This window comes from Pseudomonas sp. W2Aug9, from assembly GCF_023127755.1.
GTDB lineage: Bacteria > Pseudomonadota > Gammaproteobacteria > Pseudomonadales > Pseudomonadaceae > Aquipseudomonas > Aquipseudomonas synxantha_A.
On record NZ_SPKL01000006.1, the window covers coordinates 64913 to 83262 of the forward strand.

16 protein-coding genes are annotated in these 18350 nt (G+C 60.4%); 5 read left to right on the forward strand and 11 right to left on the reverse strand.

Going from position 1 to position 18350, the window contains the following annotated elements; genetic code table 11:
- Both E3O56_RS03370 and E3O56_RS03375 read left to right on the forward strand, forming a co-directional pair.
- Complete coding sequence (locus tag E3O56_RS03370) at positions 1-1602, forward strand: ABC transporter ATP-binding protein (protein ID WP_248127860.1); 1602 nt, start codon at positions 1-3, stop codon at positions 1600-1602.
- A 77-nt stretch (positions 1603-1679) separates the two neighbouring features.
- A complete protein-coding gene (locus E3O56_RS03375) occupies positions 1680-2573 on the forward strand; it encodes an AraC family transcriptional regulator (protein WP_223018585.1) in 894 nt (297 codons plus the stop codon).
- Here E3O56_RS03375 and E3O56_RS03380 read toward each other — a convergent pair.
- On the reverse strand, positions 2515-3102 hold the full coding sequence (locus E3O56_RS03380) for a LysE family translocator (protein ID WP_032803577.1): 588 nt from the start codon (positions 3100-3102) through the stop codon (positions 2515-2517). The genes E3O56_RS03375 and E3O56_RS03380 overlap by 59 nt on opposite strands.
- 173 nt (positions 3103-3275) lie before the next feature.
- Here E3O56_RS03380 and E3O56_RS03385 point away from each other — a divergent pair, with 173 nt between their 5' ends.
- On the forward strand, positions 3276-4733 hold the full coding sequence (locus tag E3O56_RS03385) for an alpha/beta hydrolase (protein ID WP_248127863.1): 1458 nt from the start codon (positions 3276-3278) through the stop codon (positions 4731-4733).
- Between the two features lie 58 nt (positions 4734-4791).
- On the opposite strand, the gene E3O56_RS03390 is transcribed toward E3O56_RS03385, so the two are convergent.
- On the reverse strand, positions 4792-6861 hold the full coding sequence (locus E3O56_RS03390; RefSeq protein WP_103734342.1) for an EAL domain-containing protein: 2070 nt from the start codon (positions 6859-6861) through the stop codon (positions 4792-4794).
- A gap of 343 nt (positions 6862-7204) precedes the next feature.
- Here E3O56_RS03390 and E3O56_RS03395 point away from each other — a divergent pair, with 343 nt between their 5' ends.
- Positions 7205-7459, forward strand: a complete 255-nt coding sequence (locus E3O56_RS03395) for a hypothetical protein (protein ID WP_228309798.1) — start codon at positions 7205-7207, stop codon at positions 7457-7459.
- Positions 7460-7469: 10 nt separating this feature from the next.
- Positions 7470-7799, forward strand: a complete 330-nt coding sequence (locus tag E3O56_RS03400) for a DUF6388 family protein (protein WP_032876009.1) — start codon at positions 7470-7472, stop codon at positions 7797-7799.
- A gap of 8 nt (positions 7800-7807) precedes the next feature.
- Here the strand turns inward: E3O56_RS03400 and E3O56_RS03405 are convergent, their stop codons facing one another.
- From E3O56_RS03405 to E3O56_RS03445, 9 genes are read right to left on the reverse strand one after another with little or no spacing between them, the layout of a single operon-like run.
- The gene (locus tag E3O56_RS03405; RefSeq protein ID WP_032876012.1) at positions 7808-8650 is read right to left on the reverse strand and encodes a serine/threonine-protein kinase; all 843 of its coding nucleotides are present in this window, start codon (positions 8648-8650) and stop codon (positions 7808-7810) included.
- Complete coding sequence (locus E3O56_RS03410) at positions 8647-9378, reverse strand: PP2C family serine/threonine-protein phosphatase (protein ID WP_032876015.1); 732 nt, start codon at positions 9376-9378, stop codon at positions 8647-8649. The genes E3O56_RS03405 and E3O56_RS03410 overlap by 4 nt, the downstream gene beginning before the upstream one ends.
- Entirely contained in the window at positions 9375-12743 is a 3369-nt protein-coding gene (gene tssM, locus E3O56_RS03415; protein ID WP_103734343.1) for a type VI secretion system membrane subunit TssM, read from the reverse strand. Before tssM ends, E3O56_RS03410 begins: the two co-directional genes overlap by 4 nt.
- Positions 12744-12759: 16 nt before the next feature.
- Positions 12760-13620 (reverse strand): type IVB secretion system protein IcmH/DotU, encoded by an 861-nt coding sequence (gene icmH, locus E3O56_RS03420; protein ID WP_103734344.1) that lies wholly within the window; start codon positions 13618-13620, stop codon positions 12760-12762.
- A 5-nt stretch (positions 13621-13625) separates the two neighbouring features.
- Entirely contained in the window at positions 13626-14954 is a 1329-nt protein-coding gene (tssK, locus tag E3O56_RS03425; RefSeq protein WP_248127865.1) for a type VI secretion system baseplate subunit TssK, read from the reverse strand.
- 1 nt (position 14955) lies between these two features.
- On the reverse strand, positions 14956-15441 hold the full coding sequence (gene tssJ, locus E3O56_RS03430; protein ID WP_032876027.1) for a type VI secretion system lipoprotein TssJ: 486 nt from the start codon (positions 15439-15441) through the stop codon (positions 14956-14958).
- A 5-nt stretch (positions 15442-15446) separates the two neighbouring features.
- A complete protein-coding gene (tagH, locus tag E3O56_RS03435) occupies positions 15447-16643 on the reverse strand; it encodes a type VI secretion system-associated FHA domain protein TagH (RefSeq protein WP_103734346.1) in 1197 nt (398 codons plus the stop codon).
- A gap of 11 nt (positions 16644-16654) precedes the next feature.
- Positions 16655-16786 carry a type VI secretion protein gene (locus tag E3O56_RS03440; RefSeq protein WP_078821533.1) on the reverse strand — a complete coding sequence of 44 codons (132 nt, stop codon included), beginning with the start codon at positions 16784-16786 and terminating at the stop codon, positions 16655-16657.
- Between the two features lie 34 nt (positions 16787-16820).
- Positions 16821-18350: a sigma 54-interacting transcriptional regulator gene (locus E3O56_RS03445; protein ID WP_248127910.1), complete on the reverse strand. Its 1530-nt coding sequence runs from the start codon at positions 18348-18350 to the stop codon at positions 16821-16823.

The following is an 18350-nucleotide window of genomic DNA, read 5'->3' on the forward strand; positions in this document are numbered from 1 at the left end:
ATGAATCCGGACAATCTGATTGAAATCCGTGACCTCAGTGTCGAGTTTGTCACCGGTGAACATCACCACCGCGTGGTCAACCAGGTGAGTTTCGACATCAAACGGGGTGAGACCCTGGCACTGGTCGGCGAAAGCGGCTCCGGAAAGTCGGTAACGGCCCACTCGATCCTGCGGCTGCTGCCCTACCCGTTGGCGCGACACCCGAGCGGCACTATCGAATACGCCGGGCAAGACCTGCTGACCCTTAAAGAAAAGACCCTGCGGCATATTCGCGGCAACCGCATTGCAATGATCTTCCAGGAGCCGATGACCTCGTTGAACCCGCTGCACTCCATCGAGAAGCAAATCAACGAAGTACTCGGCCTGCACAAGGGCCTGACGGGCAAGGCCGCCACCCGGCGCACCCTGGAATTGCTGGAGCTGGTGGGCATCCCCGAACCGCACAAACGCCTCAAGGCGCTGCCCCACGAATTGTCCGGCGGCCAGCGCCAGCGGGTGATGATCGCCATGGCGTTGGCCAATGAGCCGGAGCTGCTGATCGCAGATGAGCCGACCACGGCCCTGGATGTCACCGTGCAGTTGAAGATCCTGGAGTTGCTCAAGGAGTTGCAGGCGCGGCTGGGCATGGCGCTGTTGCTGATCAGCCACGACCTCAACCTGGTGCGACGCATCGCCCATCGCGTGTGCGTGATGCAGCAAGGTTGCATCGTGGAGCAGGCCGAGTGCGAGACATTGTTCCAGTCGCCCCAGCACCCCTATACCCAGGAATTATTGGCAGCAGAGCCCAGCGGCGGGCCGGCCGGCAATGAGGTCGGCCCACCGTTGCTGGAAGTAGACGACCTGAAAGTCTGGTTCCCGATCAAGAAAGGCTTTTTGCGCAACACCGTGGATTACGTCAAGGCGGTGGACGGCATCAATTTCAGCCTGCCCCAGGGGCAAACCCTGGGCATCGTCGGTGAAAGTGGCTCGGGCAAGTCCACCCTGGGCCTGGCGATTTTGCGCCTGATCGGCAGCAAGGGCGGGATACGCTTCGAAGGCCAGCAACTGGACACGCTTACCCAGCAACAGGTGCGCCCGTTGCGCCGGGAAATGCAGGTGGTGTTCCAGGACCCATTCGGCAGCCTGAGCCCGCGCATGTGCGTCAGCGAAATCGTCGGCGAGGGCTTGCGCATCCACAAGATGGGCACGCCTGACGAGCAGGAAGCAGCGATTATCGCAGCGCTCAGGGAAGTGGGCCTGGACCCCGAATCCCGTCATCGCTACCCCCACGAATTCTCCGGTGGCCAACGCCAACGTATCGCCATCGCCCGCGCCCTGGTGCTCAAGCCGCGCCTGATTCTGCTGGACGAGCCCACCTCGGCCCTGGACCGCACGGTACAACGCCAGGTGGTTGAGTTGCTGCGCGGCTTGCAGGCCAAGTACAACCTGACGTACCTGTTTATCAGCCATGACCTGGCGGTGGTGAAGGCGCTCAGCCACCAACTGATGGTGGTCAAGCAAGGCCAGGTGGTGGAGCAAGGCGATGCCAAGGCGATTTTTGCCGACCCACAACATGCCTACACCCGCCAATTGCTCAAGGCCGCCTTTTTGGTACCTGCCTGACATCACATCAAGGCTGACGCCACTGGCGGTGTGTGTAAAGATCAGCCCTCGATCTCTCAAGGGATGGAGCCACCGCCATGTCGCTGAACACCACTGCCCGCCCCGCTCAGGCGCCTTGTTTCTGGCGCGACGAACGCTTGCCGTTTATCGAGGCGCGCACCATTGCCGACGGGCGCAAAGTCACCTATACCCGGCACGCCCATGAGCACTTTTCCATCGGCGCGATCACCGCCGGGCGCAGCTATTACCACTACGACACACAGACGTTCGAGATCAGCGCAGGCACCGTGGTGCTGATGAACCCCGGCGACGTGCACGCCTGTAACCCTATCCAGAATGAGCATTGGTCCTACCATATGCTCTACCTGGACACACCCTGGCTGACCGACCTGCAGCACCAGTTGGGTTTCAGCACCGACCAGGGTTACCGCCCGTTCAGCACCCCCTATACCCTAGACGTCTCGCTGTATAACGGCTTATTGGCGTTGTACCGACTGTTGGTGGATGAGCAGGCCGAACTGCTGCACAAACAGAGCGCGCTGGTGGGTTACTTCAGCGAAGTCCAGCAGCGTTTGAACCCCTCGCTTACGCCGATACGGGAGGTCAATCACAAGCTGGAGCGTGCAGCGGACTTCATCCGTGAACACTGCACCGAGGCGTTGAAGCTGGAGGACATTTGCCTGGCAGCCGAGCTGTCGCCGTCGTACCTGATTCGCGCCTTCAAGCAGTATTACGGGCTGACACCCCATGCCTTCCTGGTCAATCGCCGTATCCAGTTCGCCCGCGCTCGATTGCGCGACGGCGAACTGATTGCCGATGTCGCCCTGGCCGCAGGCTTTGCCGACCAGGCGCACTTCCAGCGCACGTTCAAACAGCACTTTGCCGCCACGCCCGGGCAGTACCGCGAGAACCTCAAGCCATCAGCAAATAACCCACACTGGCCACCAGCAACGCGGCCATTGAGCGGTTGAACAGGCGCACGCCCTGCGGGTTGTTCAGGTAGCGACGCAAAAACGTCCCGGCATACGCCCAGCACGCTACCGACAGGTAGCAAATCACCAGGTAAAGCGCCGCAAACAGCCATACCTGCCCCGCATCGCCATCGGCCACGAACAGCCCCATCCCGGCCACGCAGGCCAGCCAGGCTTTGGGGTTGAGCCATTGCATGATCGCGCCGTACAGCATCGATGGCGCGGTAGCGGCGCCTTCAGCGTCAAGTCGACCGTCATCCATCGCCAGTTTCCAAGCCATATACAACAGGAAAGCCACCCCGCCCCACTGGATCACCTGAGTCAGTATCGGCCAGCGCACCAGCACTTCATGCAGCCCCAGGCCGATCAGCACCAGCAGTAAAGTGAAGCCGACTGCCGCGCCGAACACATGTTTCTGGCTGGCGGCAAAGCCAAAGCGTGCACCGCTGCTCAGGGCAACCACGTTGACCGGGCCAGGGGTAATGGAGGTGGCCAGGGCGAAAGCAGCCATGGAAATGATCAAGCTCATTGCAGTCCCTTCTTGTTAAGTCAAACACAGGTGACTTCACGGTAAAGACTCAGACACTGCGGATATTGAACAAAATGCCCCTTGGTGAACATTTGTGGTGATTCTGTAAAGGCGTGATTCCAGGCCACCTATCTCGGTTAAGGTAGGCGCCCTTTGGCCTTGACTCACTCTTCATGTCAACACTCAAGCACCTGCTGGTACTGCTCCCGCTGATCATCCTGTCCCAGTCTGCCCACGCCCAGCCCGGCGCTGTGCGTTGGCAGCCGTGCACCGACAGCCCGTTCGACAATTGGTTTGACGCTGAGCCACCGGAGGATCTGCTGTGCGGCTATGTTGAGGCGCCTTTGGGATATTCGGGCCACGCCAAGGCGGACAAGGTACGACTCGCGCTGACCCGCTTGCCTGCCACCAGCGTCAAACAGGGCAGCGTAGTGGTGATCAGCGGGGGACCGGGGCTGCCCGGGATCAACCCCTTCCTGGCCGATGACGACACCGTGGCCAGGCTCACGCGGTCCTACGACATTATCGGCTACGACCCGCGAGGCGTGGGGCAGTCAACACCGAAGATTTCCTGTGCCTTGCCCGAGCGAGACGAAAAAACGGTCATCGACGAAAACGACGTTGGCGCCTTGGAAGCCCAGGTCCGCAAAACCCTGGCCGCCTGCATCGAACATACCGGCGCAAAGGTCTTGCAGCACATGGGCACCGACGACGCGGTCAATGACCTTGATGTGATCCGGGCTGCGTTGGGCGAACCCGGTTTAACCGCAGTGGCCTACTCCTACGGCACCCAGGTCGCGGCACTCTATGCCGAACGTTTTCCAGCGCAAACCCGTGCATTGGTGCTGGACGGCGTGGTGGACCTTTCAGAGGACGATTACACCCAACTACTGAATCAGGCTCGCGGCTACCAGCAGACCTTCAAGCGCTTTGCAGCGTACTGCGCAAAAAACCGTGACTGCCCTTTACCGCCCGATGAGGCGGGAGCGAACGAGGCGTTTCATCAACTATTACGCCAGGTATACGACACAGCCTTGATCACGCCCGACGGGGACGAAGTGACCGCCGACGACCTATTGACCACCACTCAAGCACTGCTGCTGTGGTCCGACCGCTGGCCCGAGCTGATGGCTTTGTTGCAAAAGGCCAACGACAGGATCGCCGATGAACAGGTAGCCGGGTTGATTGACGAAAACGTCGGGGAAGATGCCGATGATGCCCTGAGCGTAATCTCTTGTGCAGACGTCGCAATCCCGGGTCGCGATGTTCAGTTATTGCGCAAGCAGAGACAGGCGATTCGAGAGACCTCGCCCTTCACCAATTACCTGGCGGTGCAGCAGTCGGGCTTGGAACTGTGCGATCTGTGGCCATGGCGCGGCACACTTTCAGCTCACGTGCCGGTGGCCGCACCGAGCCTGCCACCGTTGCTGTTTGTCGGCCAGCGATTCGATCCGACTACGCCCTACATCAACGCGCGGCAGATGGCGAAATGGTTTAAAAGCCCACTGGTCACCCGTGAGGGAGACGGGCACACCCTGGTGCTCAACGGCATCGACCGCTGCGTGGACGAGGCTGTAGTCGACTATCTGCTGGCGCCTCGTGAGACCAGGACGGACAAGACCTGCCGCTAGCCAAGTGCCGAGTGGTGGGGCAAGAGCGTCTGGCTATCCGGTCGTCCCCACCGCCGGATCAAACCACCGCCGCCCGCTCGCGCACAAAGCGCGGCAACTGATCACCCGGCAATGCCTTGCTGAAATACCACCCCTGGATAAACAACTCAGGTCCCGTACTCAAGAACGCCAGTTGCTCGGCAGTCTCCACCCCCTCCACTACCACGCCCAGGTTCAACGCCTCACAAAACCGCAACATGCCGGTCAGCACTTGGGCGCCCTTGGGGTCGCGCTGGGCCACCACAAAACTGCGGTCAATCTTGATAAAGTCCACAGGAAACTGGTGCAGGTAACTCAACGCGGAAAACCCGGTGCCAAAATCATCGAGATACACTTTTGCTCCGGTGGCCTGCAGTTTATGGATGGTTTGGCGGGCGGCGGGAATATCGCTGACCAGCGCATCTTCGGTGATTTCCACCGACACCCGGCCATCGGCCTGGGCAAGAATTTCCACCAGGCGATCACCATAGGCAGCGTCCTTCAAGGTGGCACTGGAAATGTTTATGGTCATGGGCAGTTCAAAGCCGATCTTGCGCCACTTCTGATACTGGCGCACGGCCTGGGACGCCACCCACACGTCCACGTCCGGCATCAGCCTGGCTTGTGCCAGCCATTGCAGGAACTCCCAGGGTGAATGCACCGTGCCGTGGCTGTCCCGGGCGCGCATCAATGCCTCGCACCCGGTGCACAAGCCGGTACGGGTAGACACCTGGGGTTGGAATTCAAGGTAGAACTCGTAATCGCTGATCTGCTGGATCCGGCTCAATTCAACGGCCTGCCGCGCCAGGGTCCGGTGGGAGGCCATTACCGGATCGAACTCCAGCAGGCGGCCTTTTTCTTCGAGGCCGCGAAAGGTCATGTCCAGAGACTTGAGATAAACCGTGCCACCGTCGATGGACTGACGATGAATGGCCCGCACGTAGGGCGCATACACCAGCGTGCCCATGCCCAACAGCAACACTTGCAGGGCCACAGCCGCCACGTCGCCATGGGTGCTGAGGTAGGCATTGAGCAGCACCGGCGCGGTAAACGGCACGCTGGCCACCGCCGGCGAGACCCAGCCCAATTGCACCACCGTCAAAGCCACCATCGCGTTGAACGCCGGCACCAGTAGAAACGGTATGAACAAACGCGGGTTGAGAATGATCGGCAAGCCAAACAACAGCACCTCGCTGACGTTGAATAACGACAACGGCAAGCTGGCGATCGCCAGCAACCGCATGGAGTGGCTGCGGGAAAACACCAGGATCGCCAGCAGCAGGCACAAGGTCGCGCCCGATCCGCCGATAAACGCAAAACTGCCGAGCAGGCCGTTATTGAGCAGGTATTGGACCGGCTGTCCCGCCGCCAGCGCCGCACCGTTGAGCACCACGGCCTGGTCCAGTACATCGAACAACGGCTGCATGGCATAGACGCCGTGAATGCCGAAGAACCACAGCAGCGAATTCATCAGCGTTACAAACAACCCAGTGCTGTAAGGCGATTGCAACGCATCGAGCACCTGAGGCCCCTGCAATTGCGCCACGTAGGGAATCAGCAACAGCAACGTCAGTATCATCACCAATGACAACGCCGTGATCGCGCCAGGGATCACCATGTTGATGGTGCCCTTGAGGTTATGCCCAACCAGGTCTTCGTTGACCAGGCGTGTCCAGCGAAAACGGTGCAGCCAGGCAATGACCGGCACATTGATCAAGGGCGAAGCGATGGCAATAAACAGCAGGAAGGTGGCCGACGCCCGGGGATACTCGCGCAATACAAACGTGGCAACCACCACGTGGGCCAGGCACAGGAAGGCGACCGGCAGCTGGGGCAGGCGATGCTGGATCGCCAACATGTAACCGATGGAGGCCGCAACCAGCAAGGGAATCACCGAGCTGATCTGGTTGTGCAACCCCGCCAGGAAACTCACTACCTGGGGGGCGAACCCCAACGCCTGAGCGCACTCGGACAGGATCAGGAATCCGGCGGATACCAACAAACACGGCAGTATCCACAACAACCCCTCGCGAATCGCACGCAACGACTCGGTGCTGGCCAAGACCGCCAGGCGCTGGGTAAGGAAAAGTTTGAACAGCGTTTGCGCCATGAGCCGTCCTCTGCCCGTCACCTATTGCCGCTGGAAACCAGGGCCGGAAACACACGCTAACGCTACACGCCCTGAGTGCAGGAGCGAAAGACTTTTGCCAACCCGTACCGCGCTTCTTGGGATAAAACGCACGATAGCCGCACCTATTTCCCACCGAATTATCGAACTTTCTGACTTGAAGCAACCCCTAAGGCTATCTGAGTCGGTATCATCCGCGTCTGCCTGCGTGTTAAAGGATGTTACAACTTGCAAACCAGCAGGTACGCAGTCAGGGAATCAGGCCTGGAACGACAACAGGCACAAAGGAGAGAGCTTCACTATGCAAGACAAGCGGTCAAGCAACATGCGTCCCCTATTTGTCACCATTTTGCTGTGGTTGTGCAGTGTGGTGCTGCTGTTTGTAATCAAGAATGTCATTGAGCTGTTCACCGGGCCTGTCGCTGAAACCTGGGTTGACCTGGCATTGGTGCTAGTCGCTTACCTGATGTTCTTCTTGCTGGCGCCGTTGCAGAACTGGATGCGACGCAGAGCCCGCAAACGTGCGCGCCTTCACCCCAGCGCGCACTCAGGCGATTCCAAGTCCCGTCCTTCGCACTAAGGGCACATCCTTGTCAGCACCCAGCGATACTTACCAGCTCGCCTTGGACAGGTTTTTGCGCGATCAGCCACACATCGCCGCTGAGCTGGACAACCTCAACCCGTTGGCCGCCCAGGCCAGGGGGGAAACCCTGGCGCAGTATCGCGCCGAGCGCTTGCACGAAGCGTTCGAAGCCCACGCGGAGCAGCAACACCTGTTCGCCTGGGAACTGACCCTTAAACTGACGGCCGACTCCACCGAAACCTTCGAGGCCCAGCGCCGCGAAGTGCATAAAGAAGTCGCACAGATGGCCGGTATGGACTGGGTGGAGTATTGCCAGCTGCATGGCCTGGCGGTCTGACCTTTACCCTACAAGTACCAGCGTGGCCGGCTACAGGCCATCACTTGGCGCAATTCGGCGACTGTTACGGTTCGACGCTGCGGATCTATCGCCAACGCCGAATGTAATGCCGGCCAGCAGTGCCTGGGTAATTGCGCGGGCCGGGCCAGCCGGTCAGTGAAAGAGCGTGCGCCGATGCGCTGGCCACTAGCCAGCTCATACACAATGCAAGCCATGCCGTATACGTCCGCAGCGCCGCTCAGCGCACCGCCGTCCAGTAATTCCGGGGCAGCGTAGGCGGGTGTCCAGGCATTGAAACGAGTACGGCTGACACTTGGCAAACCCATCGCCTCCTGCGTCTGAGCATGCCCCAGGCCAAAATCGAACAAACATACGCCCTCCTCTCCCACCATGACGTTGGCGGGTTTCACATCGCCATGCAGGACGTTCTTCTGGTGGATGTAGGCCAAAGCATCCAGCAACTGCAGCGCGATGGGTTGCAGTTCCTGCCAGGGCAAACCATAGGGGCACTCCAGCAGCAGCCGGTCGAGGGTCACCCCTTGCAGCAGCTCCATGGTGAAAAACGCAATTTTGCTGTGGGTGTCGACCTCAAAGGAAAACACCCGTACCACACGGTCATGTCGCAGGCTGCGAGCCAACGCAAACTCGCCGTACAACAGCACATGCGCGTCGGGGCACTGGGAAATGGACTCGCCCAGCAGCTTAAGTGCCACCCTGGAGCAAGGCTGGCCCAATTGCTCATGCAACAGATCGCGCGCGCGGTACACCACACCCATGCCGCCGCTGCCCAGGACGTGCTCAAGGTGATAACGCCCTGCCAGCAGACGGGATGGTGCGACCGCCAGGTTCAAGGTTGCACCACAACTGCGGTCAGGTCATCTCGCACCGGCCTGCGCAACGCCCCGGCGAATAATTGTTCCACCGCCTGCCGGGGCGTTCTCCTGCTCAACGCCCGTCCCACCTCGACATGGCTGAGGGTCTGATACAGGCCATCGCTGCACAGCAGGAATACATCCCCAGGGCGAGTACTGAGCTCCAATACCTCAAGGTCCAAACGCGAGCGCGCACCAACGGCGCGGGTCAAGGCCCTGGCATCGGGGTGCGCCTGGGCTTGCGCCACGCTGATATGACGCTCGTCCATGAGGCGCCGCAGCAGCGAGTGATCCTTGGACAACTGGTACAAGTTCTGGCCCCGCCATAGATAGCAGCGACTGTCTCCAGCCCAGACACAGGCCGCCCGCCCGTTCTCCAACAGCAAGGCAACCACGGTACTGCCCATCGTCGCGCCATCATTTGTGTCGGGCTCTGTCCACGCGCGCCGCAATCGCTGGTTAACGCCTTGCAAACTTTCCCGAACGGCATTGATCCGTTGATGGAGGTTGCCATGAGCCGGCACTGAAGCCAGGTGGCTGACCACCCAACGACTGGCGACATCACCGTGCCGATAGCCGCCCATTCCGTCCGCCACAGCCCAGCAACCGCCATGCGGGTTGTCCAGAAACGCATCTTCATTACGCAGTCGCGCCTGCCCTCGCTGGGTGCGCCCGGCACTGCGCCAATGGGCGCCGGCCTGGCTCACAGTTGCTCCGGCAATCGAAAGGTGCGCCATGTGTCCATATCAAACGGCCCTGGCGTGCGCTGGCTGGTCAGCAGGTAATTGGCGCGCAGACCGGCGAGGTCTGCCTTGAAAATCTGCATATTTGCACCACTTGCGGGTTCTTTCTGCAGCAGATCGAAAAACCGGAACAGCGACCAGGCCCCTGCGTTTTTCTCGATCCCCAACGGGCGCTGCTCCGTACCTCTGTCCAGCACAAGGCTGCTGCGCCCATTCTCTGCCTCGGTGGGCCAATGAAACGGCATGGGCGTGATCGGGCCGTGCCGATATTCCAACTGCTGGTCGCCAAACCGCAGTACGGCTCGGCTGACCGATTGGTCCAGGCTGTAGGGCGCCAAGGTAAATCGCACAGATAACTCCCCCGAGTCCTCGCTGAAAAAGCCGCGGCGGATTACCTGGGTTTTCGTCAGTTGGTCCAGCAGCGAGCGCGAAACCGGCAAACTCTGGCCATCCAACCCACGCAACCTGTAGCGGCTGCCATCGGCGCTGATGAAAGGCCGAAGATATCCCTCATAAAAACGTGCCATTACCCCCTGCGGCTTGAAGAACTCCTGAAAATCATGCAGCGCAACATCACTGCTTGCATGGGCATTGAATGGATAACGTCGGCGAAGGGCCTTGGCATAAAGGCTATGTACGTCGCTTTGATACCGTTGATTGACATGCACATACGCCTGCTCCAGCAAATGCCGCCAACTGTCGTCGGCCACGCCCTCGAACCAACCGGCAAGCGGCAGCGGCAGACGCGCAGCAGCATCACGCAAATTGCCCAGTACATCCTGCTGCCCCTCCATACGCTGTCGAGCCCGCAGGAAGGCCGCCTGTTCTGGCGCACTGTCACGGTTCAATGCCGTGAGTTGCAGGTGCAGCTCACCGAGCAAACGCAACGCCTGGGCCAGCTCTGCGCCGGGGTTGTGCTGCTCATCGAGCAACTGATGCAAGGGTTCAAACCGCTGCTGCAATGCCCGCCGTGGCGCATCGTCAAAAACCGACTGCCCATCCGTCAACGTCGCCTTGGCCAGCCCTGCCAGCTCTCCCGAATGCTGGGACACCTTATCCAGCAGCACATGGCCTGGCAGCAAACGAGTGTTTTCACGCAATTGCTGCAATAGCCGAATCAAGGGGGACTGTGCCGAGGTCAGGCTCATGAGCTGGTCGGCATCCTGGCGCAGGCTGTCGGTCTGTTGCAGCCTGACTCGTCCGAGTACGTCGCTCCAGGCATCGGCATACTCACTGAAGTAGCGTTGCTGCAGTTCTGCCATCAACCGCCGCAGATCCTGTGGCCCCAGGTCGGTGCCCTGCCCCAGCACCCAATTATCCTGAGCGATGGCATTGACCAGCCTCGGGCCCTGCGCCTCAAAGTACTGCACATATCTTTTTGTATAGAAACCGGGAACAGGCGGGTCGATCGTGGCAAATACCTTACCCTCGGCCAGGCGCAACGGTTCCAGGTTGCGCGCTTGTTCGCGCAATACTCGATACACGCCATCGGCCAAAGATTCCCCTCTCAGCACTTCGCGGGCCTGGGCCACTCGTTCATCGTTGAGCGGTGTGACAAACGGCCGTTCAAGCAGCCGTGCCAAGTGCTCTCCCAGACGCTTCTGCGTGGGCATATCCCCGGCAAAACGCACCGACCAAAGGCCTGTCACATGCTGTGCCAGCCAGGTGGCGTCACGGCGCTCGCGCAGATTGAGCATCAAATACGCACGCAGGTTATCCAATAACCGTTCGCGGTCCCCCAGGCTTGCGTCTATCTGTTCTTCAAGCTGCGCGGTTATCCAGACCAGCAGTTGCTGTTGCAGCGCCTGCTCATAAGCCTGGTCTACCCAGGCACGACTCACCTCGCCCTGATACAGGCCGAGGCGCTCGACCAAGCGCACATCCTGCGCCGCCGGAAACACCCGGGTCGCCGCCAACCGCGCATCCAACAGCCCCAACAACGCCGGGCTTTCATCGTTTTGAGCCCCTGTGGCCGGCATCGTCTGGGCGACCAATGCCGCCAGTTGGACCAGGCGTAGCTGGTTGACGCTGTAGCTGTACATCCACAGGCCACCGACACCGCCAAGAATCAGCGCGACTGTCATCGCTTGCAGGCCCTGGCGCTGACGGATGCGCTGCTGCTCCTGGGCTTGCAGGCTGGCAAGACCGGCTTCGGCAAAGATCACCTGGCTGAACAGCCCCCTCACAAAACGTGCATGCCTGTCATCGGCACAGGTCAGGAAGAACCCTCGCAAACCATTGATGGGTTGGTAGCGATGAGCAGAAAAGGCCATTTCAGCGAACAGGCTTACACGCTCACCGACGCGTGCCGCCTGTTGGGGAAACTCCAGGATCTGACCACGACGTTCAACGTTGCCCTCCTGGTGCAGTCGCGCAATCAGCTCACCGTTCAAACGCTGCAACAATCCCTCGACGGCCTCGTGCACCTGAGTAATTTCAGCCATGCCGCTGCCGACGTCCAGTGGCTGCCCCAGCAGACTGTCGGCACTTTCCCCATGGGGTGAATCAAAGAACTCAGCGAATCCCGGCAATCGATCGGCCTGGGTCAACACCAGATAGATCGGCACATCCACATGTAGCGTTTGCCGGATCTCCTGCAAGCGCGCGTGCACACGACGGGCATGGTGATCCAGGTCGTACTCGCTGGTGTTGAGCAACGTGTCTACCGACAGCGCCACCACCACGCCGTTGAGCGGGCGCACCCGGCGGCGCCACCTGAGGAGATTCAGCAGGGTGGCCCAGCCTGCGGCATCCACTGCACTGTCAGGTTGGGTCAGATAGCGCCCCGGGGTGTCGACGAGTACGCCTTCGTCGGCGAAATACCACTCGCAATGAGCACTGCTGCTCGTCGGTCGCCTGTCAGCGTGTTCAGGCGATAACTGCAAGCCGGCTGCCGCCAGCAGCTGCGTCTTGCCACTGCCCGGCTCACCAATCAACAGGTACCAGGGCAACTCATGGCGCCAACGCGCGCTGCGCTCTCCATAACGGCTGGAGGTTTTCAGCAGGTGAACCGCATCCTTGAACCGAGTGCGTACGCAGCGGTATTCGTTCTCCACACGTGTCGACGGCTGCTGGCGGGGCTGGCGCTCAGACCGTGGACGCCGGGCGGCACGACCACCGCCGGCAAGGACCATCACCAACCCCCAAAGCAGAAACACGACACTGATGGTGACCAGGCGAGCCGTCGCGCCCTGCCAAACAGGCTGATCATTCACCGCCAGCAGCGGCCCCCAAAACCACACCACTGCCGCACACGAAAGCGCCAGCAACAGGCTCCAAACCCAAATCCGGCCCAGCACGGCGCCCACACCCTTGAAGAATGCGCTCATTCTTTGCTCCCTGCGTTTACAAGGACGTGCGGATCAAATCCGACGCCGAAAATTGAAGCGGTTGCAGCGCGTTCGCGCGCTCCGTGCTCAGCATCCAGGCAAATCCTGTGTACATTGCCAGCAAGCAAACCAGGGTGAAGATGACCAACCAGGTAACGGGAACAACGCACAACCCCGTACGCCGGCTCGCCCCGTGCATCGCGGGTACGGGTGGCGCCGGCGACGGCTCCCCGCGTACGTGCCGGATCTGGCGATACAAGGCATCGCGAACACCCTCCAGTTGCGACATGCCGCGCTCCATCACTCGGTATTTGCCCTCGAACCCCAGGGATAGGCACAGGTAAAGCAGCTCCAGCATCGGCAGGTTCTTCACCGGGTCGCGTGATAGACGCTCCAGCAGTTGGAAAACTTTTTCGCCCCCGAAGGTTTCGTTATGAAAGCGGCTCAACAGGCTAACCTTCGACCATTCACTCTGTGCCCCCCACGCCGTAGTAACAACCGCCTCATCGATCACACTGCACAACACATAACGCGCCGACATGACTTGGCTGCTTTCAACACCGCCCTGCAAGGCGCGGGTTTCGAATTGAGTCACCGTCAATGACAATCGGTCGTTGAGCGTGCCCAGGTCTTCGCGACCAGAGCAGACCCTGAGCGCCACGATCTCGGACAACACCGCCCAAGCCGCAGCCACCAGCGGGTTGAGCCCAGCCTTGAAGCTCGACGCATCGAGCATACGGCCGGCATAGATCATGCGATCTTCCAGCTGCTCATAGCGTGGCGGCGATGGGAAGTCCGTCAATGCCCCCTGTGCAGGCCCATGACCCTCGCGGTCGAGCAGGACGGTTCTTTCATCCTGTGTGTACTCACTGTCCATGGCATTCAATTCCTGATGGCCCAAAAGTTGAGTTCAAGCCCGGCGAAGTCACCGCCTACGTGGAACGCGAAACCGCCCGACTGCTGCAATTGCGCGATCTCGGGGGCACTCATATCGAGGATGAAGTAGGTCTTGCCGGCATGAAACGGAATCTGCCGCGGCGCCACTGGCAGCGGCTTGACCTTGATACCGGCCAGGTGCAGGTTGACCAACTCACGTATGCGCTCTACCGGCCCGACTTTCAGGTGTGCCGGCAGGCGCTGGCGCAGTTCCTCTGCCTCACACTGCGCGGTGGCTGCCAGGATGAACGTGGCCGTGCCGAGCAATTTCAACTCGTTGACCGGGCAGACCAGAACGCCGTACTGGCGTGGTTGCAATGTCAATTCGATCACATGTTGCTCAAGCACCACCGACAGGACGGCGCGTAGGCGCTCCATCAACCCACGAAAACTGGCGCCCTGGTCGCTGTGTCGATAATGCACGTCCAGCTGCGCGCGTTTACTGTCACAGGCGAACGTTGATAGCTCGCCGAGCATCGACACCAACAGGCGGAACAGCGCTTCGGGTCGAACCTGGGCCTGGCTCAGGCAGTGCCGCAGCGCAAGTTCGGTACGATTGATCACCTGCAGCATCAGGAAATCACCGAGTTGTGTGCTTGCAGCCGTGCTCTCGCCACGAATGCGCGCCGCGATGGCATCGCCGCGGCTGGCAAGCAGACCGACGACTTCGTTAAGGCACGACGCCAAGTAGCCATGCTCCTGCACGAAAATGAAGGTCGGGATGAACGCGGTATCCAGGCTCACGCCCCCTTCACCGCTGACGTCCAGTACCTGGGCAACCTTGAGTGTGACGAAGCTCTGATCACCCGCCTGCTCGCCCAATACAAGGCGTAAGTCGGGCCGTGCGCAGCTGATTCGGCAACGCGCATCTACACCCAGGTTGGAGTCTCCCACTTCCACTTCGCATCGCAGGTAACGCGCCAGAACATCGCTCTGTTCAGGCTGGCGGACCTCAAGGTGATTGCCGCTGGCCAGGGGCAGTGCCAGGTAAATGCCCTGCCTGCCCGCATCAGTTGGCACCTGCAACACCAGCGGTTCCATAGCGGCACTCAAATCAAACAAGCTACCGTCCGGCAAGACGCCACTCGCCTGGTTGACCACCAGCTTGCCCAGCTTTAGGTATTGCTCATTCAATTCCAGCGTAAGGAAGCCCCAGGCATCACTGCCCAACAGGCGCGTCTGGTTGAGTTGCTGCTGGTAATAGCGGTCGTTGTGCTGCAAGTGCTGTGGCCGCAGCAACATGCCTTCTTGCCAGATCACTTTATGAACAGGCATCTCAGCGCACCTCCATCCCGGCGAGCGAGTCGACGACGCGTATACCGTCCTGGTCCAGCACCAGATCGGCACGGTTGCGCTGGTGCATAGTCACGGGGATCAACTGCCGCCATTGAACGTGCGGCAAGTCTCGGTAAGCCGCCAACACCCCTACAAAACGACTGTCGGGACCGATACGGAGTTTGAGCGCCAGGTGGTCACCTGGACGCAGCTCGACTTCTTCACTGCTTACCCAGTCCTTTGCCAGCAATTGCTGCGCCTTGTCATACAGGCTGAAGAAGTCGGCATGTTCGAAGGCTACGCCATGGCGCAGTTCGATCAACTGCACCACCACGGGAGAGGGGCGACCGTGCAGGTCAGGGTTGACGTGCTCGTTGGCGGTCAACACAACGTCCAGCTTGGTCAGCGTGGAAAAAGGCGATACGGCGCTGCAACCCGCCAAGAAACCAAACAAAAGCAACACCAAAGCACGGGTAGCTCGATACATGAATATCATCCTGAAAAATCAATGTGCAGGGAGGAGATCAGGCGCACCTGTTCTTCATAGGCCGTGGCGAAATCGCCGTTCAACGGGCGATCGTTCAACGGCCCTTGCGCCACCAAACGCTGGTAGTGACGCTGGTAAGCACGCCAACGCGCGCCATCGGTGAAAAATCGTGGCGGCTTGCCCTGAGATTCAAAGCACCAGGCCAAATGGTTCGGCTCGAAGGCCGTGTACACCTTGTTCACGGTGCTGCGACACGCAGCCTGCAGCGCGACCTGATGTACCTGCAGCTCCCGATGAGCCAGACCAATGGCCCGCGAGGCGGGCATTTGGCCCAAAGCCCCTGTATCCAGCAGTGCGGATAACGCCGCGTTGGTGTCGCTGAACATTTTCAAAGGGTTCCGGGCTGCGCCCTGACTGTCGAACGACGACCTCCCCCATTCGTGATGCAACTCTTCACGCGTGCGCAGGGCTTGTTGCAGCCCCTGGATCGTCAAGCGAAACAACCCCGCCACCTTGATCGCCAGTACCTCCCTGGCCGCTGGGTCGAGTGCGTCGAGCCCCACGCCCAAGGCCGCCGCGAACTGTGACCAGAACACTTCATCAGTCGAGGGTCCCATTGCACTAACGTGCACTGCAGCAACCTCTACCCCGGGTTCTGCCCGGCGCGGGAATGTCACATGCTCCCTATCGGTCCCGTGGCGTTCGGCCCACACCCCTTGCTCATCAACGGCCTCGCTCAATGCTGCCAGGTCATCCGAGATGGCCTGCTGCTGGTGCTCCAGGTCCAGCGCGTGCAGAGGGTCCAGGGACAGGAAGGCATCATCGGGAATCGGTACTGCCACACTGGCACGCAGCTCGCCGCAAGGTCGTGCGGGTTGCAACAAACGCGCACGTAGTACCAACGCCCCAAGTTCGAATACATCGCCATCATTGATCAATCGCGCCTGCCCCTTGCGCAGGCGTTCAGCACTGCCTGCCACGCCAATACCGTTGCGGCTGATATCAGTCAGGAAATAGCGGCCCTCACGGTAACCGACTAATCCATGGTGACTGGAGAGCACGCGGCTGGGGTCGGGTATCACCCAGTCACATCCGGGGCCGCGGCCAATCACGCCGCCCACTGCGTCAAATACTTTGTGGGCCGAGGGTTCGGCGCTGGCGCTGTCGACCGTACAGACCTCAAACACAAGCTGCATCGTCATGATCCCTCTATTCATCGGCCACGAATAATTGCCTGTGGGTCACCCAGAGGACGGTACTCGGCATCATCGAACACGTAGTTGGCGTTACAGCCACCCAGCAAACACAACACAAGCAACACGGCGTGCCATGGACGGTCAGGCATCAGGTTTCTCCCACAGTAAAAATCAAGTGCACCATTAGCATTTCTCCCTGGCATCGCCGACGGGGATATTCAAGCGTGCAAGACGGTAAAGCAGCGTGCGTCGGGCAACCCCTAGCTCCCGCGCGGTACGGGTGCGATTGCCATGGTTCTTGTGCAAGCAATCGAGCAGGAACACTCGCTCTACTCGTTCCATGCGCTGGCGCAGCGTCACATCGTCGCTCGCGGCCGGCGCCGCAGTCGGTGGCAGCGCCAGGTGCTCCGGCAAGATCACGCCGGCGTCACACAACAACACGGCACGCTCAACCATGCATTTAAGCTCGCGTACGTTGCCAGGAAAGGCGTGGCCGGACAGTTGATCAAGGGCCAGGGTGGACCAACCCACGGGTGACCTCTCCAGCGCCGCGCACGCCTCGTCAGTGAAATAGCGCGCCAGTTGCAGCAGGTCGCCGTCTCGCTCGCGCAGGGCCGGTAACGTGATCGGAAACTGCACGAGCCGGTAATAGAGGTCTTCGCGAAAGCGCCCCTCGGCGACCATCGCAGCGAGGTCGCGATGAGTGGCCGCAATGATCCGCACGTCGACCTTATGCGCCGCGCTGGCACCCAGCGGCCGGACCTCGCCCTCCTGCAAGGCCCGCAGCAATTTGGCTTGCAGTGCCAGCGGCATGTCGCCGATTTCATCCAGCAGCAACGTACCGCCGTGCGCGGCATCAAACAGACCCGCATGATTGCGCTCGGCCCCCGTGAACGCACCTTTGCGATAACCGAAGAGCTCGCTCTCGAGCAGCCCTTCAGGGAACGCTGCGCAGTTCTGCACGACGAAGGCTTTCTCCCGGCGCGGGCCGGCCGCATGAATGGCCCGAGCTACCACTTCCTTGCCGGTACCGGTCTCGCCGCACAGCAGTACGGTATACGGGGTATGCAGGACTTTACTGATCAAATGGCACGTCTGTTTCATCGCCGCACTGGAGCCAATCAATCCGTACTCCCTGGCCAATGGCTTGTTGCACCTGAGCCTTGAATCAACGTTGGGCTGCATACCGCGCAGTACCAGCAGCTGGTTCACGGCGAAGCTGCCCAACTGCGCCAGGGAGGTGGCGTAGCCTTGCAACTGGCCCGGCTGTTGCCGAGCGCACAGCAGCACACCGGCGACCCGCTCACCACGATTGAGCAACGGCACGCTCAACAGCGCCCGCCAGGGCTTCACCGGTACGGGCAGGAAATTAACGTCATGGCAACTGCTCTGCACATCTTCCAGGCTCAGGACAGCACCTTGGCTCAAGGTATGGTTCAACAGGGGTGGATGGTGCAGATCAGAATCTGCGACCGCGACGACCATCGATGCCGCCTCGGACAAATGTTGGGCAATCAGTTCAAGGCGACCGGTCACTTCATTGAGCAGGTAAAACTGGCTGAGTTCGCACTGGTTCAGTTGTGCCACACCGGCGACGAGCGCATCAGGCAGCGCCTGTTCATCACGGTACAACGCCAGGCGTGTAAAGCAGGCGGCCAGCGCATTGGCGTATACCAGTGGGTCGGACAATTCGCCTGGCAGGTCCACATTCAT